Raw genomic sequence first — 24563 nt, forward strand, 5'->3', positions numbered from 1 at the left:
TCACCGTCCCCACCCGCCGTCAGCGCAGCCCCGCGAACAGGTCGTCCTCGGGGAGCTCGGACTCGACCAGACTGCGGGCCAGTTCGTAGTCCTCGGTGGGCCAGGCCGCCTGGTGCACCTCCAGCGGCACGCTGAACCAGGAGCCGTCCGGATCGATCTGGGTCGCGTGCGCCAGCAGCGCCCGGTCGCGGACGCCGAAGTACTGCGCGCACTCGACCCGGGTGGTGATCCGGCGCTCGTTCTCCGGGTCCGGCTTCCACTCCTTCAGGCGTTCGGCGTACGGCGACTCCAGGCCGCGCGCGAGCATCGCGTCGTGCAGCGCCTTCATCCGCTCGAAGTGGAAGGTGTGGTGGTAGTACAGCTTCAGCGGCTGCCACGGCTCGCCCAGCTCCGGGTAGGCGTCCGGGTCCCCGGCCGCCTCGAACGCGGCGACGCTGATCTGGTGGCACATCACGTGGTCCGGGTGCGGGTAACCGCCGTTCTCGTCGTACGTCGTGACGACCTGCGGGCGGAACTCCCGGATCAGCTTGACCAGCGGTGCGGCGGCGTCCTCCACCTTCATCAGCCCGAAGCAGCCCTCCGGCAGCGGCGGCAGCGGATCGCCCTCGGGGTAGCCCGAGTCGACCCAGCCCAGCCACTCCTGCCGGATGCCGAGGATCTCCCGGGCCGCGTCCATCTCCTTGCGGCGGATCTCGGTCATGTTCGCCAGCACGTCGGGCCGGTCCATCTTCGGGTTCAGGATCGAGCCGCGTTCACCGCCGGTGCACGTGGCCACCATCACGTCGACGCCTTCGGCCACGTACTTCGCGGTGGAGGCGGCACCTTTGCTGGACTCGTCGTCGGGGTGGGCATGGACATGCAGCAGGCGAAGATCTTCGGTCACAAGACACAATGGTCCTCCAAGCCCGAGGAGAACCGTTGACCGACCCAGCCGCGACCGACCTGGACGCCCGCTACGGCCGTACGCCGCGCGGCCGCCGCCCCCTGCTGTTGATGGCGGTGATCGGCGTACTCGCGGTGGCCGCACTGGTCTGGCTGGTCCGGGTCGCGTTCGTCCAGTCCACGCCGCCGGTGTCGTCGCGGCTGCTGGCGTTCGACATCCCGTCGGAGACCACGGCGACGGCGACGATCCAGGTGGAGCGGCGCAAATCGGTCGAGGCGTCGTGCCGGCTGCAGGCCAAGGCCGCCGACTTCTCGATCGTCGGCGAACTGACGCTCACGGTGCCGGCCGACTCCCCGCGCGAGCAGACACTGCCGGCCAAGCTGACCACCCAGCGCGCGGCGACCTCGGTGGTGCTGATCGGGTGTACGACGGCCGACACGGCCCGCCCGCACTGATCGGGGCGCTGACCGGGCTCCCGGGACCGGGCGCCACTGACCGCGCACCGATCGGGCGCACGATCGGGCCGCACGATCGGGCAGCGTTGATCGCGCCGCACACCGCATGTGCTGCCGCCGACCGGGTACCGGAGCGTCCGGAGTACGGACCGGTATCCCATCGCGAGCGTGGGCAAGCGATTGCCCGCCAGCTCGCCAAGTGCTTGTGGGGGCAAAGAACTGTGGGGTTCCGGCCCTGTTCTTGCTACGCTCGGAGGATTGGTCGCCGTCGACGACGGCGGCCTTGAGTATTTCCGACCCATCCCATCGACAAAGGAGCAGCCCGTGACGCAGAACATTCAGGACAGCGTTGTCTGGCTGACACAGGATGGCTACGACCAGCTGAAGTCCGAGCTCGAGCACCTGAAGGGTCCGGCCCGCGCCGAGATCACCCAACGGATCAGCGACGCCCGCGACGAGGGCGACCTGAAGGAGAACGGCGGCTACCACGCCGCCAAGGACGAGCAGGGCAAGATCGAGGCCCGGATCCGCCAGCTGGAGGACATGCTGCGTCGCGCCCAGGTCGGCGAGACCCCCAAGCCCGGCGGCAAGGTCGAGCCCGGCATGAAGGTGTCGATCAAGTTCGCCGGTGACGACGAGGTGGAGACCTTCCTGCTCGGCTCCCGGGAGCTGCTGGCGCTGGACGCCTCGGTCGACATCGACGTGTACTCCCCGCAGTCCCCGCTCGGTTCCGCCATTCTGGGCAAGAAGAAGGGCGAGAAGGCCACCTACGAGGCCCCGAACGGCAAGGACGTCACGGTCGAGATCGTCGCCGCGGAGCCTTTCAAGGGCTGACCGCCGAAAACGCACAAGAGTGCCCCGGTGGAAAACCACCGGGGCACTGTTGTTTTTCGCTGGGGTTGTTGTTTGTGCTGCTGTTGCGGTCAGTGCCCGGTCGTACGGCGGTATTTGCGCACCGCCAGCGGCGCGAACACACCGATGATCACCGCGCACCAGATCAGGCTGAGCCAGACCGGGTGCTGGGCCGGGAACCCGTCGGGGCTGGCGAACGGCGACGGGTTGCCGAACAGATGCCGGCAGGCCGCCACGATCGAGGAGATCGGGTTCCACTCCGCGACCGGTTGCAGCGCGCTCGGCAGGTTCGGCGTCGGCACGAACGCGTTGGACAGGAAGGTCAGCGGGAACAGCCAGATCAGGCCCGCCGACGCGGCCACCTCCGGGCTGCCGACCGACAACCCGATCAGCGCGCCCACCCAGAGCATCGCGAACGCGAACAGCAGCAGGATCCCGAACGCCGCGAGCGCCTGGCCGAAGCCGTTGTGCCAGCGCCAGCCGACGATGAAGCCGCAGATCACCATCACCAGCATCACGAACGCGTTGAACACCACGTCGCCGATCACCCGGCCGGCGATCACGCCCGAGCGCGCCATCGGCAGCGACCGGAACCGGTCAATCAGGCCCTTCGACATGTCGTCGGCCAGCCCGACGCTGGCCGAGGCGACCGCGAAGGCCATCGTCTGGGCGAAGATCCCGGACATCAGGAACTCCCGGTAGGCGCGCGCCCCCGGGAAGCCGGGGATCGGGATCGCGTTGCCGAACACGTAGGCGAACAGCAGCACGAACATGATCGGCTGGATGGTCGCGTAGATCAGCATGTCCGGCGTCCGCGGGATCCGCTTGAGTGTCCGCCAGGCCAGGATGCCCGCGTCGGACACGGCCCGGGCGAACGAGCTCTGCTGGGCTTCCACCGGCTTGCCCTGCGACGCCTCGACGCTCATCGCGCGGCCTCCGTCCGCTTCGCGGCCTCGTCCGCCACCACGGCAACAAGGTCGCCCGACTGCTCGTGCCCCGCGCGCCTCCCGGCGGTCTGCGCGGCGTACGTCGTACTCATGCCCGGCCCTTCCTTCCAGCGGTGGTGGATTCGTCGGTGACGGTGTCGTGGTTGTCGGTGGCGTGCCCGGTCAGCGAGAGGAACACGTCGTCCAGGGTCGGCCGGCGCAGGCCGATGTCGGCGATCCGGACGCCGGCAGCGTCGAGCGTGCGGATCACCTCGACCAGCGCGGCCGATCCGCCCGGCGCCGGCAGCGTGACCCGCTTGCTGTGCTCGTCGAGCGTGGTCGCCTCGGGATCGGTCACCTCCAGCGCGGTGGTCAGCAACTCGAGCGCGCGGGTGGTGTCACCCGGCTCGTGCACGACGACCTCGATCCGCTCGCCGCCGACCTTGGCCTTGAGCTCGTCCGCGGTGCCACGGGCGATCACCGAGCCGTGGTCGACCACGGCGATGCTGTCGGCCAGCTCGTCGGCCTCTTCCAGGTACTGCGTGGTGAGCAGGATCGTGACGCCCTCGCGGACCCGGTCGCGGATGATCTGCCACAGGTCGAGCCGGCTACGCGGGTCGAGCCCGGTGGTCGGCTCGTCGAGGAACAGAACCTTCGGGTGCGCGATCAGCGAACCGGCCAGGTCGAGCCGGCGCCGCATGCCGCCGGAGTAGGTCTTCAGGATCCGGTCCGCGGCGTCGGTCAGGTCGAAGATCTCCAGCAGCTCGTCGGCCCGCTGCTTGGCCTGCTGGCTGGTCAGCCGGTAGAGCCGGCCGAACATCCACAGGTTCTCCCGGCCGGTGAGCAGCTCGTCGACCGCGGCATACTGCCCGGACAGCCCGACCAGCTGCCGGACCGTGTCGGCCTCCTTCACCACGTCGTGCCCGAGCACGCGCGCACTGCCGGCGTCGGGCGCCATCAGTGTGGTCAGCACGCGGACCGTGGTCGTCTTGCCCGCGCCGTTCGGCCCGAGCAGGCCGAGCACGGTGCCTTCGGGCACTTCCAGATCGATCCCGTCCAGCGCTTTGACCGTGTTCTTGCGCGATCTGAACGTCTTCACGAGGCCGGTCGCCTCGACAGCAGCCATCAGAGCCGCCCCCTCCTAGGTGTGATGCAGGTCATCTTGGCGGACACCGCCGACAAATTTCGAGCCTTTTCTCGCTGGCTAAATACGTTAGCAGCTATATAAGTCAATGCAACTATTCCAGCTGAGTCTGGAGTTGAGTCGCTGGGGCTCAACTTTGTTGACATTGAGTCGACAGGGCTCAACTTCGGGGTTTACCGTCCCCGCATGGGCCGAGGAATCCTGAGTCATCCCGACTTCCGCCGGTTGTGGATCGCCGATCTGCTGAGTCAGCTCGGCGCCCGGCTGGGCATGATGGCGATCCCGCTGCTGGCGGTGCTCACGCTCGACGCGTCGACGTTCCAGGTGTCGATGCTGCGCACTTGCGAGACCGCCGCGTGGCTGGTGCTGGGGCTTTTCGCCGGGGCGTGGGTCGATCGGGTGCGCTGCCTGCCGGTACTGGTGGCGGCGGATCTCGGGCGGGCGGTGCTGTTCGGGTCGATCCCCGTGGCGGCGGCGTTCGGCGTACTGGGGTTGCCGCAGCTGTACGTCGTACTGGCGCTGGCCGGGATGCTGACCGTGCTGTTCGACGTCGCGCACAGCTCGTATCCACCGCGCTTGCTGGCGCCTGATCAGCTCCTGCCGGGCAATGCGCGGCTGGCGGCGAACCACTCCGTCGCCGCGGTCGTCGGCGCGGGGGCGGGCGGCATCCTGGTGCAGTGGTTGTCGGCGGCGGCGACGATCGGGCTCAACGCGGTCGGATTCCTCTGGTCGGCACTGTGGCTGCGCTCGATCCGTACGCCGGAAGCGCGCCCGCCCGCGCCCGAGCACCGCAACCTGCGGCGCGAGATCGGTGAGGGCCTGCGCTACGTCTTCCGTCATCCGCTCCTGCGCCCGCTGGCCCTGAACACGGCGACCACGATGCTCTTCCAGGCCGCCAACTCGGCGGTGATGGTCGTGTTCCTGGTCCGCGAGGTCCACCTCTCCCCCGCCACCATCGGCCTGCTCAGCATGATCGGCCTGCTCGGCGCGATCGCCGCCTCCGCGTTCACCGAGCCCCTCAGCCGCCGGCTCGGCGACGCCCGCGCCCAGCTCATCGCGGCGATCGGCCTCGGCATCGCTTTCCTGGTGCAGCCGCTCACCAACCCCGGCTGGGCCCTGACCTGGTACGTCGCCTCGACGCTGCTGGCCGCAATCTGCATCATCGTCGGCTACATCCTCCAGGTCAGCACCCGCCAACGCGTCTGCCCACCCGAACTCCAGGGCCGGGTCAGCGCCACGATGTCGTTCGTGAGCTGGGGCGCCATGCCCGTCGGCAGCCTGCTCGGCGGCACCCTCGGCACCCTCTTCGGCCTCCGCCCCACCCTCTGGATCGCCGGCGCCGCGACCCTGCTCGGAACCGGCTGGCTGCTGTTCTCCCCGTTCCGCACGCTCCGGAACATCCCCACGCCAACAACCACCGAAGCCTGAACCGCTCCCTGTCCGAATGGCCTCGGCAACCTTCGCCGCCTCAACACACCGCCGCTCGCCCCACCCCTCAAAGGTGCACCAGCCTCGTTGTCCCAGCCGATCCGTTCGAGCCGTTTGGCGAGGACGGACCGTACGGCGGCGCGAAGGGGTGGGCGCCGCTGTCCGGCGTGTGGGTCAGTCGGAGGTGATCTGGGCGGTGCCGACCAGGACCTCGACGTCGAGGGCGGCTCGGCCGCGGCCGATCTCGACGTCCTTGGAGTGGCCGTTGACCGCGCCGGTCCAGGTGACCCGGCCGAGCTGGGACTCGGTGTGGACGCGGACGTCCGAACCGCGGCGCAGGTTGACCGTGGCGGCGCCGGACTCGACGCGGACGCGGGAGCGGCCCTTGGTGATCTGGGCGTCGAGATGCGCGGAGCCGGCCTGGACGAGCAGGTCGATCGGGCCGTCGACGTCGGTCACCTTGGCCGTACCGGCCGTCACGCGGACCCGGGTGAGCCCTGGCAGGCGTTCGGCGGCGACGCTGCCGCCGGTCACCTCGACCTCGACCTCGAGCATCGGGTTGACCCGGATCGACAGCTCCTTGGCGAAGCCGTTCACGTGCGCCTTCAGGTCGGTCGGGTTGCGCAGCATGCTGAAGCCGTCCAGCGACACCCCCATGTCACCCTCGCTGTTGATCGACAGCGTGTCGCCGTCCCGCTTGATCACGTGCGGACCGTCCACCGCGACGCCGTTGATGGCCGGCTCGCCGATCAGCCGCACCCGCCGGCCGACCGCCCGGATCGTCACCCGCCGGACGCCGGACGGCACCGGGACGTTGCTGTGCTCGACCTCTTCCTCCTCGGCCTCGCCGGCCGGGGCCTCGTCGACCACGCTGTCCTGTACGCCGGTGCTGCCGGTCTGGTCGTTCCCGGTCGCCTCGCCAGATGCGCCCGCGGCCGAGCCGGTCGCGGAGCCCGTCGAGGCAGCTCCAGTCGGGGCGGAACCCGTCGAGGCGCCGCTCGGGGCGGAGCCCGTCGAGGCGGCGCCGGTCGGGGCGGGGCCTGTCGGGGCAGGGCCGGTCGAGGCGGAGCCCGTGCGCTCCTGCGTCCCGCCGTCGGCCGCGTGCTTCGGCCCCGGGACCGCGTCGGCGGCGTCCGGGGAGTCGACGACCTCGGCCCAGACCGAGGCGGACGGTACGTCGTCCGCGGCGGGCTGCTGGTTCGCCGTACCGGTGGAGGACTGATCGCTACCGGCGGAAGGCTGGTCCGTGCCGGCGGACGACCGGCCGGTCGCCGTACCGGTCGAAGGCTGGTCGGTGGCGGCCTGGTCGGCAACCGGAGCGGTCGGGGCGAGGGCGGCGATCAGCGTCGCGGCCTCGTCGCTGGAAAGGTGGCCCTGGGCGACCCGGTCGAGGATGTCCTTGACCCGGCGGTCGTAATCGCTCTGGTTGCTCATGTCCTCCAGTCCAGCACCCGGACGGGTTCAAACCAATAAGGGATCGCCCCCAACTGTCCCGAACCCCGCGCTGAGGGTCAGGACGCCGGCCGGAACGAGTCGGTGATCGTGCGCAACAGCGCCCGGCTGGCGTCCCACTGCGACTCGGGCGTGGACCAGTAGATCCCGTACGCCTGGTCGTCGCTGGTCACCGCTCCACGGATCAGCACGTGCTGCCGCCCGGAGCCGGCCGCGTAGGTGAACTCCCAGTCGGCCGCCTTGTCGAAGTAGTCGACCGCTTCGATCCGGATCCGCTGGTAGTCGGTGTACCTGCCACGGCGCGCCTGCTCCTGCTGCCGCCAGTCCGCCACCGGGTCCGCCTTCGGCTGGTCGGTCTGGTCGATCAGCAGCAGCCGCGACCCGTCCGGTTCGCGGAACGACACCTGCTGCCCGTCGCGCCCGACGGACCACCCGGCCGGCACGAGCAGCGAGAACCCGGACGAGTCCGTATGCCGCCGGAACCCAGCCGGTACGCCGGTCGCCGTCGGCTGGGTCGACGGCTCGGTCGTCGACGGCGCGGTCGTCGAGGGCCTGCTGGTGGTCGCGGCCGGTCTGCTCGTCGTCGGCGCGGGCGTAGCCGAGGGCTTGGTCGTAGCTGCCGACGGAGCCGGGCTGCTCGAGCCGGTACTGCGAGGCGTCGTGCTGCTGCTTTGACCTGCCTGTGGCGTCTCGGTGCCGGGATCGTCGTCGTTCGGCCAAAGCGCCCAGCCCACCACGGCGGCGACCACCACGACACAGGCCAGCACCACCAGCCCTACCCGCCGAGCGGGCGTACCGGTCTTCGTGGGAGGACCAGACGAGCCGCCTGCAGCAGGCGAAGACTGCGGCGCCCCGGAATCGACCTGCGGAGCAGCAGCGCCGGCAGACGCGGACTGCTGCGGCCAGTAACCGGACGGCGCTGCGGCGCCCGCAAGCGCGGACTCCTGCGCCCAGGAACCGGCGGACGGCGGAGCGGCGCCGGCAGGCGCGTCCGCAACGGCGGACGGCGGAGCGGCGCCGGCGGGCGCGTCCGCAGCGGCGGGGGCGTTGGTGGGTGCCGAAGGCATGCCCACACCGGCAGCCCCGGCAGCAGACGCATTCGGCTCGGCACCCGCCTGCGGCGCCTCGCTGACGGAGGAAGACGCTCCACCAGCCGCGGCCGCAGCACCGGCGGACGCACCGGCCGCAGACGGCGCACCGGTCACGGACGGCGCACCGGGAGGCACAGCTCCACCAGCACTCGCGGATTCGGCGCGAGCGGAAGGCGTGCCGTCGGCCGTGGGCACCGGCGGCACCGGAAGCACCCGGGTCCGCTGACCACTGTCCCCCGCCGAGCCAGCAGCCGGGGCCGCGGGTGGCGCCGGCTGAACCGCAGCCGACCCGATCGCCCGCCGCAGCAGCCGGCTCGCCTCACCGGCGGTGATCCTCTCAGCCGGCTCCTTCCGCAGCAGCCCGTCGATGGCCGGCCACAGCGGACCAGCCGACGGTGCCGGATCAGGGGCCTCCGTGACCGCAGCCGTCAGCGTCGGAAGCGCCGCACCGCGATCGTGCGGAGGCCGACCCTCCACCGCCGTGTACAGCGTGGCACCCAGCGACCACAGATCAGACTCCGGACCAGCCCCCCGAGCCCGCACCCGCTCAGGCGCGATGAACGCCGGCGAACCCACCAGCATCCCGGTCCTCGTCAGCGTCGTTTCGCCCTCCAGGCTGGCGATCCCGAAGTCCGTCAGGACCACCCGCCCGTCCTCGGCCAGCAGCACGTTGCTCGGCTTCACGTCACGGTGCAGGACCCCGGCAGCATGCGCCGCCCGCAACGCCTCCAGCACCTGTACGCCGATCAAGGCGGCCTTGCGCCACGGCAGCGGGCCGTCGTCGCGGATCGCCTGGGCGAGCGTGCGGGACCGGACCAGCTCCATCACGATCCACGGCCGCCCGTCCTCCTCGACCACGTCGTACACGGTGACGACGTTCGGGTGACTCAGTCGCGCCGCCGAGCGCGCCTCGCGCAGAGTCCGCTCGCGCATCACCGCCTGCTCCTCTTCGGGAAGCTCCGGCGGCAGCAGCACCTCCTTGACCGCGACCTCCCGGCCGAGCACCTCGTCGCGGGCGTGCCAGACCACACCCATGCCACCGCGACCGAGCGAATCGAGCAGCCGGTAGCGCTTCGCCAGCAGGCTGCCTTTCCGGATCGGGCCGGCCATCGTCAGCCCACCTCTCCGGCGCGCGACGCGTCGAGCAGGCAGCAGACCACGGCGAACTCCGATCGGGCGGTGGCGGGATGTCCCCTCAAGTGCCCAACCCGGCGGGCAAACAACCGGTCGGCCCTCCGAACACAGCAGTGCGGGTTCCGGCGGAGTAGCCCGGGACCCGCACTGCGGCATATACCTTCAGCGGCTCCGTGCGGAGCCGGTTGCAGCCGGAATCAGACGACCGGCTCCATCTCCTCCTTGGCCAGCTCGCGCTGGACCGACTCGAGCTCCGACGCCTCGGCGGCCGCGGCCGCGCGCCGGGCCTTGAGACCGCGCAGTCCGGTGAGCCCGATGATCAGCCCGAGCGCCGCGATCCCGGTGACCACCGCGAGTGCCGGCTTGTACGCCGACAGCATGCCCGCCGGCGTGGTCACGCCGGCCGACTGGCCGCTGATCACCGCGGTGACGATGGCGAGCACGATCGCGCCACCGACCTGGTTGGAGGTGTTGAACAGCCCGGACGCCAGTCCCTGCTCGTGGTCCGGTACGCCGTTGGTCGCCTGGATGTTGAGCGCCGGGAACGCGATCGCGAAGCCGAGACCGATCAGCATGATGGTCGGGAAGACGGTCGCGAAGTACGCCGACTCCGGCCCGATCCGCAGCGAGAGCGCGTAGCCGACGACGAACAGCGCCATTCCGGCGACGATCATCCGCTCGGTGCCGATCCGGTCGGCCAGCTTGCCGGCGTTCGGCGACAGCGTGGCGACCAGCAGGCCGGCCGGGAGGAAGCCCAGCGCGGTCTCGAACGACGACCAGCCAAGCAGGTTCTGCAGGTAGAGGGTGCCGACCAGCTGGAACGCGACGTACGCGCCGAACACGGTCAGGATGGCCAGGTTGGCCCGCCGCAGCGACGGCGCCCGCAGGATGCCGAGCCGGACCAGCGGGTGCTTGGTGCGCTGCTCGATCAGCACGAACGCCGTCAGCAGCGCCGCCGACAGCACGAACAGGCCGATCGTCTGGACCGAGGCCCAGCCGGCGTGCTCGGCGCCGACCACGGCGTACACCAGCGACAGCATGCCGGCCGTCACGGTGACCGCGCCGGGCACGTCGTACCCGCCGGCGGTGTCGTCGCGCGGGCTGTTCGGGATCAGCTTGAGCGCGAACAGGAACACGATCAGCGCGACCGGGCCGGGCATCAGGAAGGTCCAGCGCCAGCCGACCTCGGTCAGCGCGCCGCCCAGGATCAGGCCCATCGAGAAGCCGCTGGCGGCGCAGGTGGTGAAGATGCTGAGGGCGCGGTTGCGGTCCGGGCCCTCGTGGAAGGTGGTGGTGATGATCGAGAGCGCGGCCGGCGCGGTGAACGCGGCGGCGATGCCCTTCACGAACCGCGCGGCGATGAGCAGTTCGGGGTTGGTGGCCAGGGAGCTCAGCATCGAGACGACGCCGAAGACGGCCAGCGCGACCAGGAAGACCCGGCGCCTGCCGAGCAGGTCCGCGGTCCGGCCGCCGAGCAGCAGGAAGCCGCCGTACCCGAGCACGTAGCCGGTGACGACCCACTGCAGCGAGGAGAGCGAGACGCCGAGGTCGGCGCCGATCGAGGGCAGGGACATGCCGACCATGGACACGTCCAGGCCGTCGAGGAAGATCACGCCGCAGACGACCAGGAGGGCGCCCCACAGGCGGGCGTCCCAGGTCATCCGGGCCGGTGCTGGTGTGTGCGTTGTCTGTGTCACAAGCACAGAGCTTTGCATGCATGTGCATCTAATGTCTAGGCATTAATTGTGTTTGCATTGAATGCGCATGCATGATAACGTCACGCCATGACCGAGACGAAGGTCAGCGCTGGTCCTGGTGAGGCCACCGCCGATGTCCGAGAGTGGCGCGAACTGCTCGCCCGGCACGCGGATCTGAGCTGCGCGCTCGACCGCGAGTTGCAGGCGGGCCATGCGCTGGGCATGAGTGAGTACGAGGTGCTGGAGCGCCTGGCCGAGCTGCCGGAGCAGTCCGCCAAGGTCCAGACCATCGCCAAGTCGGTGCACCTGAGCCAGAGCGCGCTGTCCCGCGTGATCGCCCGGCTGGAGACCGCCGGGCTGGTCGAGCGGCACATGTGCGCCGAGGACCGGCGCGCGATCAACGTCCGGCTGACCTCGGAAGGGCTCAGCCGCCAGAGCGAGGCACAGCCGACCCAGCGCCGGGTCCTGGCCGAGCGGCTGCACGCTCCCCTGCTCAAGTCCTGCGAGTAGGTCGAGGGACTCGACCTATAACTACTCCCGTACGGCGCCTTCCAGCATGCCGGCGATGAAGTGCCGCTGCAGGAACGCGTAGACCAGCACGACGGGCAGCCCGACGATCACCGCGCCCGCGGCCAGCAGCGTGAAGCCCGACGTGTACTGGCCGGAGAAGAACGCGAGCCCGAGCGGCGCCGTCCGCAGTGACTCGCTCGTCACCATCACCAGCGGGATCAGGAACTCGTTCCACGTCCACATGAACACCAGCACGATCAGCGTCACCAGCGCCGGGCGGGCCGGCGGGACGAGGACCTGCCAGAGCGTGCGCCAGTGCCCGGCGCCGTCCAGCCGCGCCGCCTCGACCAGCGACCGGCTCGACGACCGGAAGTAGGCCCGCATCCAGAAGGTGCCAAAGGCAACGGATTGCGCGACCTGCGGCAACGCCACCGCCCAGTACGTGTCGGTCAGCCCGAGCGACCGCAGGTCGAAGTACAGCGGTACGACGATCGCCTCGGTCGGCATCATGATGCCCAGCAGGAACAGGTAGAACAGCACGCCCGCGCCGCGGAACCGCATCGTGCCGAACGCGTACCCGCTGAGGATCGACAGCAGCACGCTGGCGACGACCACGGACACCGACACCAGCAGGCTCATCCGCAGGTACGTGCCGAAGTGCCCGATCTCCCACGCCTTGCCGAAGTTGCCCAGCCCGCTCGACCCGCTGCCGCCGTCGTCCGGCCCGAGCGCCGCGGCGACGATCGACACGATCGGTGCCAGCGCGAAGCACCCGAACACGATCAGCAGCAGGTAGTTGCCGAACCGCTCGGCCGCCGGCGCCCTCACGCCGTACTCCGATCGGCGATCCGGTTGACGCCGAGCGTGATCACGAAGATCAGCACGGTCAGGCAGACCCCGATCGCGGCCGCCGAGCCGACCTGCCCGAGCTCGAACGCCCGGTGGTACACCTCGTACGACGGGACGCTGGTCGAGTTCCCCGGTCCGCCGCTGGTGGTCACGTAGACCAGGTCGAAGGTGCGCAGCGCGGCGATCACCGTCAGCGTCACGGCGACCGCGATCTCGCCTCGAACGGCGGGCAGCACGACCGCGAAGAACTCGGCCACCGATCCGGCACCGTCCAGCCGGGCGGCCTCGTACCGCTCACGCGGAATCCGCGCCATGCCCGCCAGCAGCAGCACGGTGACCAGCCCGGTCTCGAACCAGGTCCCGATCACCCCGACCGCGGGCAGCGCGAACGTGTAGTCCCCGAGCCAGCCGCGGGCCAGACCGTCCAGCCCCACCGCCCGCAGTACGTCGTTCAGCGGCCCGTCCGGCGCGTAGATGTGGCGCCAGGCAACGGCCACCACGACCATCGCGACCACCTGCGGCAGGAAGACGACGGTCCGGAAGAACGCCAGCCCGCGGACCCGGGCGCGCTGCAGCACGGACGCCAGCGCGAGCCCGATCACCACCGGAAGCACCGAGTAGAACACGATCAGCACCAGCGCGTGCCCGAACGCCGCCCGCAGGCCGGCGTCGGCGACCACGTCGGCGTAGTTGCTCAGCCCGACGAACTTGCCGAGCGAGATGCCGTCCCACTCGAACAGCGACAGGTGCACGGCCCGGCCCAGCGGGTAGAGCAGGAACAGTCCGTAGACGACCAGGGCCGGCAGGATGTAGAGGTACCCGATCTTGCGGGGCTCGCCGGGCGGTGAACTCACTTGCCGGCGAACTTGCTGTAGTCGGCCTCCAGCTTGTCCAGGAACTGCTCCGGTGTCGCCTTCTTGGCCATCAGGTCCTGCAGCGCCGCGCCGAGGGTGTCGTACATCGTCGGCGTCGCGTAGTCCAGGTACGGCACCAGGCCCTCCTGGTCGACCGCCGTACCGAAGGCGGCGAAGACGTCCTTGGCCAGCCCGGCCGGCGCCTGCTGCTTGCCGGTGTCGGCGATCGGCAGGTTGCCGGTGGCGGTGAGCACCTTCATCGCGTCCGGGCTGGTGATGAAGTTGATGTACGCCGCGGCGGCGTCCTTGTTCTTCGCCTTGTTCGTCATCGCGAACGGCAGGCCGGTGCCACCGGTGACCACCGGCTTGGCGTTCGCGTCCGGGCCGGGCGGCAGCATGAAGCCGACCTTGGTGCCGAGCGCCTTCTGCAGGTCGGCCTGCAACCAGGTGCCGGCGATCAGGAAGACGCCGCTGCCCTTGCCGAAGGCCTGCCAGGCCGGGTCGTAGCCCTGACCGTTGAAGCCGGAGTTGAAGTAGCCCTTGTCCACCCAGGAGACCAGGTTCTCGGCGGCCTTCGTGTTCTCCGGCGTCTTCCAGGACGCGCCGGGGCGGCCGAAGGCGAGCGTGGTGATCTGGTCGGCCGGCGTGGTCTTGTCCTGCACGGTGCCGAAGACGTGAATGGCCGGCCACTTGTCCAGGTTGCCCAGCTGCATCGGGACCTCGCCGGCCGCCTTCGCCTTGGCCAGCGCGTCCTCGAACTCCGCCCAGGTGGCCGGCGGCTGCACACCGAGCTTGGTCAGCTTCTCCTTGTTGTAGTAGAGACCGACCACCTCACCGACCTGCGGCAGGCCGTAGAGGTTGCCCTCGCCGAACGTCTTGCCGTCGGCGGAGTAGCGCGAGTACTGCAGCACGGACTCCGGGTAGCGGCTGCCCCAGTCGTAGGCCTTGGCCCACTCGTCCAGCGGGACGAGCTGACCGGCCTTGACGAACTCGCCCATGTCGGAGCGCCCGTTGTTGGCCTGGACGACGTCCGGGGCGTCGTTGCCCGACAGCGCGAGCCGCAGCGTGGTCTTCAGGTCGTCGAACGACCGGGACACGCGCTTCAGCTTGATGTTCGGGTACTTCGCCTCGAACTGCTTGTTCAGCTCGGCCATCTGCGCCGCCTGCCCGCCCCGGACCTCCTGGTCCCACACGGTCAGGGTGACGTCTCCCAGCGAGGCCGCGTCGGTCTTCACCGAGCTCGGCGCGCTCGCACCACCTTCCGGGGCGTCCGACCCCGGCGTACAGGCGGTGGTCAACAACAAAGCTGCTGCCGCTAGGGCGACGACCTTCACTTGGGGGCTCCTCGGTTCAGTGTCGATCAGTTCAGCGTGTAGGTGTATCCGTGGCTGCTCAGGCTGTTCAATACCCGCATCCGGTGTTCCTCACCCCGGGTCTCCAGCTGCAACGCGACCTCGACCTCGTCCAGGTCCAGGGTCTCGGAGATGCGTTCGTGCAGCACCTCGATGATGTTGGCCTCGACCTCGGCCAGGCGGGTCAGCAGCTTCGCCAGCCCACCCGGCGTGTCCGGGATCCGCACCCGCAGCGACAGGTAGCGGTTGGCCGCCGCCATGCCGTGCCGCAGGACGCGCATCAACAGCACCGGGTCGATGTTGCCGCCCGACAGCACCACGACTACCGGCGGCTTGAACCGCTTGGGATCGTCCAGTACGGCGGCAACCGCGGCCGCGCCGGCCGGTTCGACCACGAGTTTGGCGCGCTCCAGCACCAGCAAGAGGGCCTTGGACAACGAGTCCTCGCCGACCGTGAGCACCTCGTCGACGTAGGCCTGGATCGCCGCGAACGGCACCTGGCCCGGCAGCCCGACCGCGATCCCGTCGGCCATCGTGCTCATCCGCTCCAGCGCGACCGGCTCCCCCGCCGCCAGCGAGGCCGGGTACGCCGCGGCGCCCTTGGCCTGGACGCCGACCACGCTGATCGGGATCCCGTCGCGCTGCATCGCGGTCGCGATCCCGGCGACCAGTCCGCCACCACCGGTCGGTACGACGACGGTCCGGACCTGCGGGCACTGCTCGACGATCTCCAGCCCCGCGGTCGCCTGGCCCGCGACGATGTCCGGGTGGTCGAACGGGTGGATCAGGATCGCCCCGGTCTCGGCCTCGAACGCCCGCGCCGCGCGCAGGCAGTCGTCGATCGACGTGCCGACGAACCGGACGTCCGCGCCGTACGCGCGGGTCGCCTTCTCCTTCGGGATCGGCGCGCCGTGCGGCATGAACACGGTCGACTTGATCCCGAGCAGCTGCGCGGCCAGGGCGACGCCCTGCGCGTGGTTACCGGCGCTGGCCGCGACCACACCGCGCGCCTTCTCCCGCTTCGACAGCCGCGCCATCCGCACGTACGCGCCGCGCAACTTGAACGACCCGGTCCGCTGCAGGTTCTCGCACTTCAGGAAGACGTCGCCGCCGACCAGGTCGCTCAACCACCGCGAGTACTCCAACGGCGTCGGCGCCACGACGTCGTGCAGGAGGTCGGCTGCCCGGGCGATCTCCGCCGCACTGATGCTCACGTGTTCACACTAAGCCGATCGGCGCCCGCTCGGCGCTCATTTCCGCGAAAACCCGTACGCCGTGCAGACGGTTGCCGCCTACGATGCGGCGGTGACCGTGACGGCTGTGGTGGTACGCCCGGAGGACGAGGCGGTGCTCGTGCTGCCGTCGGGACTGCCGCGGATCGAGCTGGCGGGCGAGCACTGGTTCCCGGACGTCGACGCCGTCGTGCGCGGGTTCGCGGAGCAGCACGGGATCGAGGCGTACGTGCTGGAGTGCCTCGACGCCGACGGGCCGGCGTACCTGATGGTGGCTGTAGGCAACATTCCGGTCGACGCGCACTGGGTGACGTCCCTGGACGAACCACTGGTCGTGGCCGCCCGCAAACACCTTTCCGGAACTTCCCTTGCTTGGACACAACCCGGCTGGTACGCCGACGCGCTGCCCTGGATCGACAAGCAGCTCGAGCGCACCGGGCCGCCGGAACAGGTTCGTTCCTGGGGGCTGTCCAACGTCTTCCGCGTCCCCACCACCACAGGCACTGCCTACTTCAAGGCGATCGCCCACGCCTCGACCGTCGTACCGGCTGACCCGAACGCCCTTCCCCTCCTCTTCGCCCACGAACCCGCCTTTCTGCGGCGGCTGTCCGCCGAGCGTCCCGGCCTGGTCGTCGAGCCGATCGCCGTCGACGAGCAGCGCGCCTGGATGCTGCTCCCGGACCTCGGCGAGCCACTCGCCGCGCAGACCGACGTGGGTCTCTGGACCAAGGCGCTGTCCTCCCACGCCCGGTTGCAGCGCAGCTACGCCGACACCCCCGAAACCCTGCTCGAGATGAGTTGCACCGACCGGCGTCTCGACCGCCTCGCCCTCGAAGTTCCGCACGTCCTCGGTCCGAACGCGCTGACCGGCGAGCTCACCACCGAAGAACGCGACCGGTTGCCCGATCGCTCGAAGGCCCTGCAGGACGCGACCGCCGAGCTGGCGTCGATCGGCGTACCGGAGACCCTGCTGCACGGCGACCTGCATCCGCGCAACGTCGCCGTACGGGACGGCAACGCGCTCGCGTTCGACTGGACCGACGCGGCGCTGGCGCATCCGTTCCTCGACCTGGTCACCTTCGTCGAAGGCCGCTCGCCGCTGTCGCGCGAACCCCGGGTGATCGACGCGTACCTCGCCGAGTGGCAGGACTACGCCCCGCTCCCCGACCTACGGCGCGCGCTCGAGCTGGCCGGCGAGGTCGGCGAGGTCTATCAGGCGGTCACCTACCTCCACCTGGTCGACAACCTCACCGGATCGAGCCGCGCATCGATGCTCAGCGGCGGAGTGTGGTGGCTGCGCAAAATCCTGGCGGACCGGAGCGCCCCACTCGACTAGGTTGAGCGTTATGACCTTGCAGATGCGCCCTCTCGGCACCTCCGGCATCGACGTCAGCACGATCGGGCTGGGGGCGTGGCAGCTCGGCAGGTCGTCCAGCTGGCCGACCGGTCCGGACCCGGACGAAGCGGTGCGGATCGTGCACGCCGCAGTCGACGCCGGCATCAACTTCATCGACACCGCCCCGGCGTACGCCGACGGCCAGAGCGAGCTCAACGTCGGCACCGCGCTGCAGAGCGTCCCGCGCGACCAGGTTGTGCTCTGCACCAAGGTCGGCCCGACGCACGACGGCCGCGCCGACTGGTCGGTCGACGCGGTCGCGACCTCGGTCGAGGGCAGCGCGCGGCGGATGGGCGTCGACCACATCGACGTTGTCGTCCTGCACAGCCCACCGCCGGAGGTGCTGAACAGCGCCGAGCACTACGCCGCCCTGGAAACGCTGCGGGACAAGGGGTTGATCCGTGCGTTCGGCGCCTCGGTGGACTGGGACCAGGACGTCCGGACCGTGCTGGCGAACACCAGCTCGCAGGCACTCGAGGTCCGGATGTCGGCGCTCTTCCAGGAGACCTGGCCGAGCGTTTCCCAAGCCCCCGCGTACGGCGCCGGCGTGATCGTCAAGGTCCCGCTGGAGTCCGGCTGGCTGTCCGGCCGGTACGACGCGCGCAGCACCTTCGACGACGTACGGTCGCGGTGGTCGCCCGAGGACGTGGCCCACCGCGCCGGTCTGGTCGACGAGCTCCGGGCCCTGCTGCCGTCCGGCACAAGCCTGGTCGACGCGGCGGTGCGATTCCTGCTCGCGAACGAGGGCGTCTGCACCGTCATCCCCGGCACCCGCTCGATCGAGCACCTGGAGACCAGCATCGCCTCGGCCGCCGAGCCGCTGCCCACGGAAACCGTCGACGCGATCCGCACCTGGTACGCCGACCGCCTGGGCGACCAGCACCTCGCCTGGTAGGGCCTACTTGAGCAGCAGTTTGCCCAGCCGGCGTGAGGCGACGTACATGCCGGCGGTACCCATCGCGACCAGGTAGAGCGCGTTGATCACCAGCGTCCAGCCGACGGTGCCGGTGGTCAGCGCGCGTTCGAGCGCGACGCCCTGGTAGAGCGGCGTGATCTCGACCAGCCAGCGGATCGCGCCGGGATAGGTTTCGATCGGGTAGAACGTCGCCGAGAACAGGAACATCGGCATCGTCGCCAGCTGGACGAACTCGAAGTCCTGCCAGCTTCGCATGAACGTCGTCATCGCCATGCCGGCGCCGGCGAACGCGAACCCGATCAGCACCGAGGCCGGCAGCGCGAGCAGCGCCCACCACGACTCGACCAGCCCCATCACCAGCATCACCACGAGGAAGACCGCCGAGTAGCAGGCTCCGCGCAGCAACGCCCAGGTCACCTCGCCGGTCGCGACGTCCCACGGCCGCAGCGGCGTGGCCAGCATCGAGTCGTACAGCTTGGCGTACTTCATCCGGAAGAAGATGTTGTACGTCGAGTCGAAGACCGCGCCGTTCATCGCCGAGCTGGCCAGCATCGCCGGCGCGACGAACGCGGCGTAGCCGATCGCCGTGCCGTCGGCCAGGTGGAAGTCGCCGACCAGCTGGGCGACGCCGACGCCGATCGACAGCAGGTAGAAGACCGGCTCGAAGAAGCCGGAGACGAACACGACCCAGGCGTGCCGGTAGACCAGGAAGTTGCGCTCGACCAGGTGCCGGCCGTTGCCGAGCGGGAGCGGCAGCACGCGCGCGGTGAGAGTCGCCATCAGCTGATCAACCTCCGGGTCAGGCCGCGGACCGCGAACCACGTACCGACAACGAACCAGGCGGCCAGGTACGCCAGGTTGCCCAGCGCCGCCAGCGGGTCGACCGTGCCGAGGCTCAGGTCACGCGACAGCTCGACGCCGTGCCACAGCGGGCTCAGGTAGGCCAGCCACTCGATCCAGTTCGGCAGCTGGGAGACCGGGAAGAACGCGCCGGAGAACAGGAACGCCGGGATCACGCCGAACCGGAAGATCATCGCGAAGCCGGAGTCGTTGTCGAGCCGGGTGGCGACCGCGCAGACCGGCGCCGACGCGGCCATCCCGACCAGCAGCGCGACCGGCAGCCCGAACAGGCCCCAGGGCGTCGCCAGCCCGCCGAACAGCGCGATCACCACCAGGAACACCACGCAGGTGGACAGCACCCGGAAGGCGATGAACGCGAGCTGCCCGTACATCACGTCGGCCGGCCGCAGCGGCGTGGCGATCATCGAGAAGTAGAACTTCTGCCACTTGATCCCGCCCAGCACCGGGTAGGTCGACTCGCCGACCGCGATCTGCAGCGCGGTCGCCGCGAGCAGGCCGGGCGCGATGAACTGCAGGTAGCTAATCCCGCCGAGCGCACCGGTGCCGGTGCCGTCGACGAACGAGCCGAGACCGATGCCCATCGCGGCCAGGTAGAGCAGCGGCAGCAGGAAACTGCTGACCAGGCTGCCCTTCCAGGTGCGTTTGTAGACCGTCGCCCAGTAGTCGAACTGGCGGCGGCCGTTTTCCAGGACGAGGCTCATCAGTCGACCAGCGTCCGTCCGGTCAGCCGCAGGAACACGTCCTCCAGCGTCGACCGCCGGACCAGCACGGCGGCCGGCTGCAACCCGCGCTCGTGCACCGCGGCGACCGCGCGCTCACCGTCGTCGGTGTAGAGCAGCAGCCGGTCGGGCAGCACCTCGATCCGCTGGGCCAGGTCCTCGACCTTGCCGGCCAGCGCGTCGTGGTCGGTCGACATCACCTCGGGCCCGAACCGCAGCTCGGTCACCTCGCGGGTCGAGTAGTCCCGGATCAGCTCGTACGGCGAACCCTCGGCGGCGATCAGCCCGCCGTCCATCACCACCAGCCGGTCGCACAACTGCTCGGCCTCGTCCATGTAGTGGGTGGTGATGATCAGCGTGACGCCGGCCTGCTTGAGCCGGAACAGCTTGTCCCACAGCAGATGCCGCGCCTGCGGGTCCAGCCCGGTCGTCGGCTCGTCGAGCAGCAGCAGGTCGGGCTTGCTGACCAGCGACCGCGCGATCGTCAGCCGCCGCTTCATCCCACCGGACAGCTCGTCGACCTTGACCTTGGCCTTGTCGGTGAGCGCGACGAACTCCAGCAACTCCTCGGCCCTGGCCCGGCACTCGGCCCGCGACAGCCCGAAGTACCGGCCGTAGACGGTCAGGTTCTCCTGGACCGAGAGCTCGGTGTCGAGCGTGTCGTCCTGCGGGCAGACCCCGAGCCGCGCACGGATCGCCGGCCCGTCGGTCGCCGGGTCCATCCCGAGGATCCGCAGCGTCCCGCCACTGACCGGCGACACCGCACCGATCATCCGCATCGTGGAGGACTTGCCCGCGCCGTTCGGCCCGAGGAATCCGAAGGCCTCGCCGCGCCGGACGTCCAGATCGATCCCGCGCACCGCCTCGAACGCGCCGTACGCCTTGGTCAGTCCACGTGCATGGACGAGGGACTCCCGCTGCTCACTCACGTCCCCGACCCTAGACGCACGCGCCGACAAAGCTCTTGTCGTTTTGCCCCCACGCCGCCGGACCGCGCCGACTGCGGAGAGTGACCGTACGCTGACAGCAAGGACCCGTCCGTCCGTCTGCCTGGGGAGGCTTCGTGAAGTTCCGCCGTACGACGCTGCTGCTCGCCCTGTCCACCGCCCTGGTCGCCCTGACCGCGTCACCCGCCTCGGCCGCACCGGTTGTCGCCAGCGGCTTCGAGGACCCAGTCCTGGCCGTCGAGTTCCAGAGCTTCGGCCCGGGCCAACAGTTCGACGGCTGGACGGTGACGTCGGGCGGCGTGGACCTCACCACCGACTGGCAGGACGCCGAGGGCCGCCAGTCCCTCGACCTCAACGGCTCGAGCCCCGGCGCGGTCGCGCGCACGATCCCCACCCAACTGCTGACGACGTACAAGGTGACGTTCGCCCTGGCCGGCAACTCCGAGGGCCCGCCGGCCGTGAAGAGCGGCCGGGTCACGGTCAACGGCCAGGAGGTCGACACGTTCACGTTCGACGTGACCGGCAAGTCCAACGCGAACATGGGCTGGACCTACCGCAGCTTCTACTTCACCAACCTCCTGAACGCCTCGGCCACCGTGCAGTTCGCCGGCACGTCCCCGCAGGCCTGGGGCGCGGTGATCGACGACGTCAAGGTCGACAGCTGCCTGCTGATCATCTGCCCGGCCTCGGCGCCCACGGTCAACCGGATCCACTGACCGTCCCCGTACGCCGGCCCCCGGCGGCCGGCGTACGGGCCAGCCGTGGTCGGCCTGCGGATCTAGCCGCGGCCGACGTACGGCATGCCCGCGGCCATCACGGTCAACGTCGGCACCGCGACCGACGTCGGCAGCAGTGCGACCCGGGCGACGAAGTCGGCGACGATCTTCGGGTCGAAGGTCGGCTCGATCGCGGTCGAGCCGTCCGGCTGCGGCACGCCTTGTTCCATCCGCTCGGTCATCGCGGTCGCCGCGTTGCCGATGTCGATCTGGCCGGCGGTGATGCCGTGCGGCCGGCCCTCGAGCTCCAGGCCCTTGGTCAGCCCGGTGATCGCGTGTTTGGACGCGGTGTAGGCGATCGCGTGCGGCCGCGGGACGTGCGCCGACAGCGAGCCGTTGTTGATGATCCGGCCGCCCTTCGGGTCCTGGCGCAGCATCAGCGCGAACGCCGCCTGCGCGCACAGGAACGAGCCGGTCAGGTTGGTGTCGACCACCGCTCGCCAGTCGTCCTCTCCGACCTGCTCGATCGGCGCGGCCGGCATCCCGGTGCCCGCGTTGTTGACCAGCACATCCAGCCGCGGCAATCCGCCGAAGAACTCGCGCACCGCCCGGCCGTCGGTCACGTCCAGCACCGCCGTCCGCACCTCACCGACCCCGGCATCGCCGACCGCGTCCACCGGCTCGGCGGCCGCGGCGGTCTCCAGCAGCTTCGCCTCCGTCCGCCCGGTCACCGTCACCTGGAACCCGGCGGCCGCGAGCGCGAGCGCCATCTCCCGTCCGAGCCCCGACCCGCCACCCGTGACCACCGCGAATTTCTGCATCCAGACCCCATTTCCGACGCACTGTGTGACCGCCAGACCACGAACGGTAAGTCGCTGGCACCTCAGCAGACATCTTAGGAAACTCATTTGCATGTATCACGCATGCATGTATATGCTTGCACCATGCATGTAAATGACGGGTACGTTCCGCAGACCCCTGTCGAGGGGGTTCTGCACGCGTTCACCCGGATCGGGCGGCGGCTGAAGGCCAAGCAGCCCGGTGACACCCTCGACCAGAGCGCCCACCTGGTGCTCTTCGTCCTGCGGTGCAACGGCGCGCTGCGGCTGTCCGACCTGGCGAACAAGATGGAGATCGACGCCTCCACCGCCAGCCGGCATGTGCGGTCCCTGGAGCAGGCGGGCCTGGTCCAGCGCTCTGTCGACCCCGACGACGGCCGCGCCTTCCGGGTCGAGCTGACCGAGCAGGGCACCGCCGAGTGGGAGAAGAACGCCAAGCGCCGGATGGCGTTGCTCACCCAGGCCATGGAGGGCTGGTCCGAGCAGGACATCAGGACCTTCGAGGGGCTGATGACGCGGTTCGCCGACGGCGTCGCCAACCTCACCGACGCGCGCGACGACAAGGCCTGGGCCGACAAGGGCTGGGCCGCCGCGGCGCGACTGAACACCGAACAGAACGTGGAGAGCACCAGATGAGCACCACCGAGCCCGCCGTCGCCGGCGGAGCCCCGCCGGATCCGAACGCCCCGAGCTACCTGTCCCACAAGCAGATCCTGGTCGTGCTCGGCGGCCTGATGGCCGGCATGTTCCTGGCCGCGCTCGACCAGAGCATCGTCGGTACGGCGCTGCCGCAGATCGTCAGCGAGTTCAACAGCCTGGACAAGCTGTCCTGGGTGGTCACCGCCTACCTGCTGACCTCGACCGCCTCGACCCCGCTGTGGGGCAAGATCTCCGACCTGTACGGCCGCCGCCCGCTGTTCATCGCGGCGATCGTCACCTTCCTGGCCGGCTCCGTGCTGGCCGCCCTCGCGCAGAACATCGAGGAACTGATCGGCTTCCGCGCCGTCCAGGGCCTCGGCGCCGGCGGTCTGATGTCGCTGGCCTTCGCCACCATCGGTGACGTGATCCCGCCGCGCGAGCGCGGCAAGTACATGGGCTACTTCGGTGCCGTCTTCGGCCTGTCCTCGGTGGCCGGCCCGCTGCTCGGCGGTCTGCTCACCGACGGTCCCGGCTGGCGCTGGATCTTCTGGATCAACCTGCCGATCGGTCTGGTTGCCCTGGGCATCGTCGCCGCGGTGCTGAAGCTGCCGCACGTGAAGCGGTCGCACAAGATCGACTACCTCGGCGCCGCCGTGATCACCGGCGCGGTGACCACCCTGCTGCTGGCGATCTCGTGGAGCGGTCCGGACAACGGCTGGGGCTCGGTCACGACGATCGGCCTGCTGGTCGCCGCGGTCGTGCTCGCCGTCGCCTTCGTCTTCGTCGAGCTGCGGGTCTCCGAGCCGATCATCCCGATGGACCTGTTCAAGGGCCGGATCTTCTCCGGGTACGCCGGCTTCGCCTTCCTGCTCGGCTTCGCGATGTTCGGCGCGCTGATCTTCCTGCCGCTGTACCTGCAGGCGGTCAAGGACCTGTCGCCGACCCGCTCGGGGCTGGCGCTGCTGCCGATGATCATCGGGATCTTCAGCGCCTCGATCCCCAGCGGCCAGCTGATGAGCCGGACCGGGCGGTACAAGATCTACCCGATCATCTCCGCGGTCCTGGTCGGCGGCGCGATGGTGATGCTGTCCACGCTGAGCATGAGCACGCCGTACTGGCAGCTGGCGATCTACATGTTCGTGATGGGCGCCGGGCTGGGCCTGTCGATGCAGATCACCGTCACCGCCGCGCAGAACAGCGTGCCCCGCAAGCACATGGGCACCGCGACCTCGACGATGACGTTCTTCCGCTCGATGGGTGGCGCGATCGGCACGGCCGTGTACGGCGCGGTGCTGACCAGCCGGCTGACCGAGCACCTGGGCGACATCGTCCCGAGCTCCGCGCAGAACATGGTCGGCATGCTGGCCAAGGCGGCCAACAGCGTCGACGCGCTGCACGCTCTCAAGGAGCCGATGCAGGGCTGGGCGCTGCTCGGCCTGGTCGAGGCGATGGGCGACGTGTTCCTGGTCTCCCTGCCCTTCCTCGTCATCGCGCTGGTGCTGGCGATCATCACCCCGGAGCAGCGGCTGGCCGGTCGCGACGACGCCCCCAAGGACGGCGAAGAGCCGAACCTGGAGGCCTCCGCGGCCGCCGCGATGCACTGATCCGCACCACCTGACGGCTGCCCCCGGGATTGCCCGGGGGCGGCTGTCGTTCGTCGGCCCGGCCCTG

23 protein-coding genes are annotated in these 24563 nt (G+C 70.1%); 9 read left to right on the forward strand and 14 right to left on the reverse strand.

Going from position 1 to position 24563, the window contains the following annotated elements; translation table 11 throughout:
• Nucleotides 1-19: 19 nt before the first annotated feature.
• Nucleotides 20-883 (reverse strand): mycothiol conjugate amidase Mca, encoded by an 864-nt coding sequence (mca, locus tag ACQPXM_RS32565; RefSeq protein ID WP_432940918.1) that lies wholly within the window; start codon nucleotides 881-883, stop codon nucleotides 20-22.
• A gap of 35 nt (nucleotides 884-918) precedes the next feature.
• On the opposite strand from mca, the gene ACQPXM_RS32570 reads away from it, so the two are divergent.
• Both ACQPXM_RS32570 and greA read left to right on the forward strand, forming a co-directional pair.
• Nucleotides 919-1338, forward strand: coding sequence for a DUF4307 domain-containing protein (locus tag ACQPXM_RS32570; protein WP_432940921.1), 420 nt, complete (start codon nucleotides 919-921; stop codon nucleotides 1336-1338).
• Between the two features lie 324 nt (nucleotides 1339-1662).
• Nucleotides 1663-2172 (forward strand): transcription elongation factor GreA, encoded by a 510-nt coding sequence (greA, locus tag ACQPXM_RS32575; RefSeq protein WP_077015352.1) that lies wholly within the window; start codon nucleotides 1663-1665, stop codon nucleotides 2170-2172.
• An 89-nt stretch (nucleotides 2173-2261) separates the two neighbouring features.
• Here greA and ACQPXM_RS32580 read toward each other — a convergent pair whose 3' ends face one another.
• Nucleotides 2262-3116 carry an ABC transporter permease gene (locus ACQPXM_RS32580; protein WP_432940925.1) on the reverse strand — a complete coding sequence of 285 codons (855 nt, stop codon included), beginning with the start codon at nucleotides 3114-3116 and terminating at the stop codon, nucleotides 2262-2264.
• Nucleotides 3117-3225: 109 nt separating this feature from the next.
• A complete protein-coding gene (locus tag ACQPXM_RS32585) occupies nucleotides 3226-4242 on the reverse strand; it encodes an ATP-binding cassette domain-containing protein (RefSeq protein WP_432940927.1) in 1017 nt (338 codons plus the stop codon).
• Between the two features lie 204 nt (nucleotides 4243-4446).
• On the opposite strand from ACQPXM_RS32585, the gene ACQPXM_RS32590 reads away from it, so the two are divergent.
• Entirely contained in the window at nucleotides 4447-5688 is a 1242-nt protein-coding gene (locus ACQPXM_RS32590; protein WP_432940929.1) for an MFS transporter, read from the forward strand.
• A gap of 174 nt (nucleotides 5689-5862) precedes the next feature.
• Here ACQPXM_RS32590 and ACQPXM_RS32595 read toward each other — a convergent pair whose 3' ends face one another.
• From ACQPXM_RS32595 to ACQPXM_RS32605, 3 genes are all read right to left on the reverse strand, one after another.
• Entirely contained in the window at nucleotides 5863-7122 is a 1260-nt protein-coding gene (locus ACQPXM_RS32595) for a hypothetical protein (RefSeq protein ID WP_432940932.1), read from the reverse strand.
• A 77-nt stretch (nucleotides 7123-7199) separates the two neighbouring features.
• A complete protein-coding gene (locus tag ACQPXM_RS32600) occupies nucleotides 7200-9341 on the reverse strand; it encodes a protein kinase domain-containing protein (protein WP_432940935.1) in 2142 nt (713 codons plus the stop codon).
• Between the two features lie 221 nt (nucleotides 9342-9562).
• Complete coding sequence (locus ACQPXM_RS32605) at nucleotides 9563-11026, reverse strand: MFS transporter (RefSeq protein ID WP_432940938.1); 1464 nt, start codon at nucleotides 11024-11026, stop codon at nucleotides 9563-9565.
• Between the two features lie 123 nt (nucleotides 11027-11149).
• On the opposite strand from ACQPXM_RS32605, the gene ACQPXM_RS32610 reads away from it, so the two are divergent.
• Nucleotides 11150-11572 carry a MarR family winged helix-turn-helix transcriptional regulator gene (locus tag ACQPXM_RS32610; RefSeq protein ID WP_432940941.1) on the forward strand — a complete coding sequence of 141 codons (423 nt, stop codon included), beginning with the start codon at nucleotides 11150-11152 and terminating at the stop codon, nucleotides 11570-11572.
• 21 nt (nucleotides 11573-11593) lie between these two features.
• On the opposite strand, the gene ACQPXM_RS32615 is transcribed toward ACQPXM_RS32610, so the two are convergent.
• From ACQPXM_RS32615 to ilvA, 4 genes are read right to left on the reverse strand one after another with little or no spacing between them, the layout of a single operon-like run.
• On the reverse strand, nucleotides 11594-12400 hold the full coding sequence (locus ACQPXM_RS32615) for a carbohydrate ABC transporter permease (RefSeq protein ID WP_432940943.1): 807 nt from the start codon (nucleotides 12398-12400) through the stop codon (nucleotides 11594-11596).
• On the reverse strand, nucleotides 12397-13275 hold the full coding sequence (locus ACQPXM_RS32620) for a carbohydrate ABC transporter permease (RefSeq protein WP_432940946.1): 879 nt from the start codon (nucleotides 13273-13275) through the stop codon (nucleotides 12397-12399). Before ACQPXM_RS32620 ends, ACQPXM_RS32615 begins: the two co-directional genes overlap by 4 nt.
• The gene (locus ACQPXM_RS32625; RefSeq protein WP_432940948.1) at nucleotides 13272-14609 is read right to left on the reverse strand and encodes an extracellular solute-binding protein; all 1338 of its coding nucleotides are present in this window, start codon (nucleotides 14607-14609) and stop codon (nucleotides 13272-13274) included. Before ACQPXM_RS32625 ends, ACQPXM_RS32620 begins: the two co-directional genes overlap by 4 nt.
• Nucleotides 14610-14635: 26 nt before the next feature.
• Complete coding sequence (gene ilvA / locus ACQPXM_RS32630; protein ID WP_432940951.1) at nucleotides 14636-15841, reverse strand: threonine ammonia-lyase; 1206 nt, start codon at nucleotides 15839-15841, stop codon at nucleotides 14636-14638.
• 91 nt (nucleotides 15842-15932) lie between these two features.
• Here ilvA and ACQPXM_RS32635 point away from each other — a divergent pair, with 91 nt between their 5' ends.
• Together ACQPXM_RS32635 and ACQPXM_RS32640 are read left to right on the forward strand one after the other, a co-directional pair.
• Nucleotides 15933-17195, forward strand: coding sequence for an aminoglycoside phosphotransferase family protein (locus ACQPXM_RS32635; protein ID WP_432940954.1), 1263 nt, complete (start codon nucleotides 15933-15935; stop codon nucleotides 17193-17195).
• A 10-nt stretch (nucleotides 17196-17205) separates the two neighbouring features.
• The gene (locus ACQPXM_RS32640) at nucleotides 17206-18150 is read left to right on the forward strand and encodes an aldo/keto reductase (protein ID WP_432940957.1); all 945 of its coding nucleotides are present in this window, start codon (nucleotides 17206-17208) and stop codon (nucleotides 18148-18150) included.
• A gap of 3 nt (nucleotides 18151-18153) precedes the next feature.
• On the opposite strand, the gene ACQPXM_RS32645 is transcribed toward ACQPXM_RS32640, so the two are convergent.
• From ACQPXM_RS32645 to ACQPXM_RS32655, 3 genes are read right to left on the reverse strand one after another with little or no spacing between them, the layout of a single operon-like run.
• Nucleotides 18154-18951 carry an ABC transporter permease gene (locus ACQPXM_RS32645; protein ID WP_432940960.1) on the reverse strand — a complete coding sequence of 266 codons (798 nt, stop codon included), beginning with the start codon at nucleotides 18949-18951 and terminating at the stop codon, nucleotides 18154-18156.
• Nucleotides 18951-19733 (reverse strand): ABC transporter permease, encoded by a 783-nt coding sequence (locus tag ACQPXM_RS32650; RefSeq protein WP_432940963.1) that lies wholly within the window; start codon nucleotides 19731-19733, stop codon nucleotides 18951-18953. Before ACQPXM_RS32650 ends, ACQPXM_RS32645 begins: the two co-directional genes overlap by 1 nt.
• Nucleotides 19733-20680, reverse strand: coding sequence for an ABC transporter ATP-binding protein (locus ACQPXM_RS32655; protein WP_432940966.1), 948 nt, complete (start codon nucleotides 20678-20680; stop codon nucleotides 19733-19735). The genes ACQPXM_RS32650 and ACQPXM_RS32655 overlap by 1 nt, the downstream gene beginning before the upstream one ends.
• 134 nt (nucleotides 20681-20814) lie before the next feature.
• Here ACQPXM_RS32655 and ACQPXM_RS32660 point away from each other — a divergent pair, with 134 nt between their 5' ends.
• Nucleotides 20815-21414, forward strand: a complete 600-nt coding sequence (locus ACQPXM_RS32660) for a choice-of-anchor C family protein (RefSeq protein WP_432940969.1) — start codon at nucleotides 20815-20817, stop codon at nucleotides 21412-21414.
• 62 nt (nucleotides 21415-21476) lie between these two features.
• Here ACQPXM_RS32660 and ACQPXM_RS32665 read toward each other — a convergent pair whose 3' ends face one another.
• Nucleotides 21477-22235, reverse strand: a complete 759-nt coding sequence (locus tag ACQPXM_RS32665) for an SDR family oxidoreductase (protein ID WP_432940972.1) — start codon at nucleotides 22233-22235, stop codon at nucleotides 21477-21479.
• 123 nt (nucleotides 22236-22358) lie between these two features.
• Between ACQPXM_RS32665 and ACQPXM_RS32670 the strand changes: the two genes are divergently transcribed.
• The gene (locus tag ACQPXM_RS32670; RefSeq protein ID WP_432940975.1) at nucleotides 22359-22889 is read left to right on the forward strand and encodes a MarR family winged helix-turn-helix transcriptional regulator; all 531 of its coding nucleotides are present in this window, start codon (nucleotides 22359-22361) and stop codon (nucleotides 22887-22889) included.
• A complete protein-coding gene (locus ACQPXM_RS32675) occupies nucleotides 22886-24496 on the forward strand; it encodes an MDR family MFS transporter (RefSeq protein ID WP_432940978.1) in 1611 nt (536 codons plus the stop codon). The genes ACQPXM_RS32670 and ACQPXM_RS32675 overlap by 4 nt, the downstream gene beginning before the upstream one ends.
• Nucleotides 24497-24563 lie beyond the last annotated feature (67 nt).

It is taken from the genome of Kribbella sp. CA-253562, assembly GCF_050942265.1.
Lineage (GTDB): Bacteria > Actinomycetota > Actinomycetes > Propionibacteriales > Kribbellaceae > Kribbella.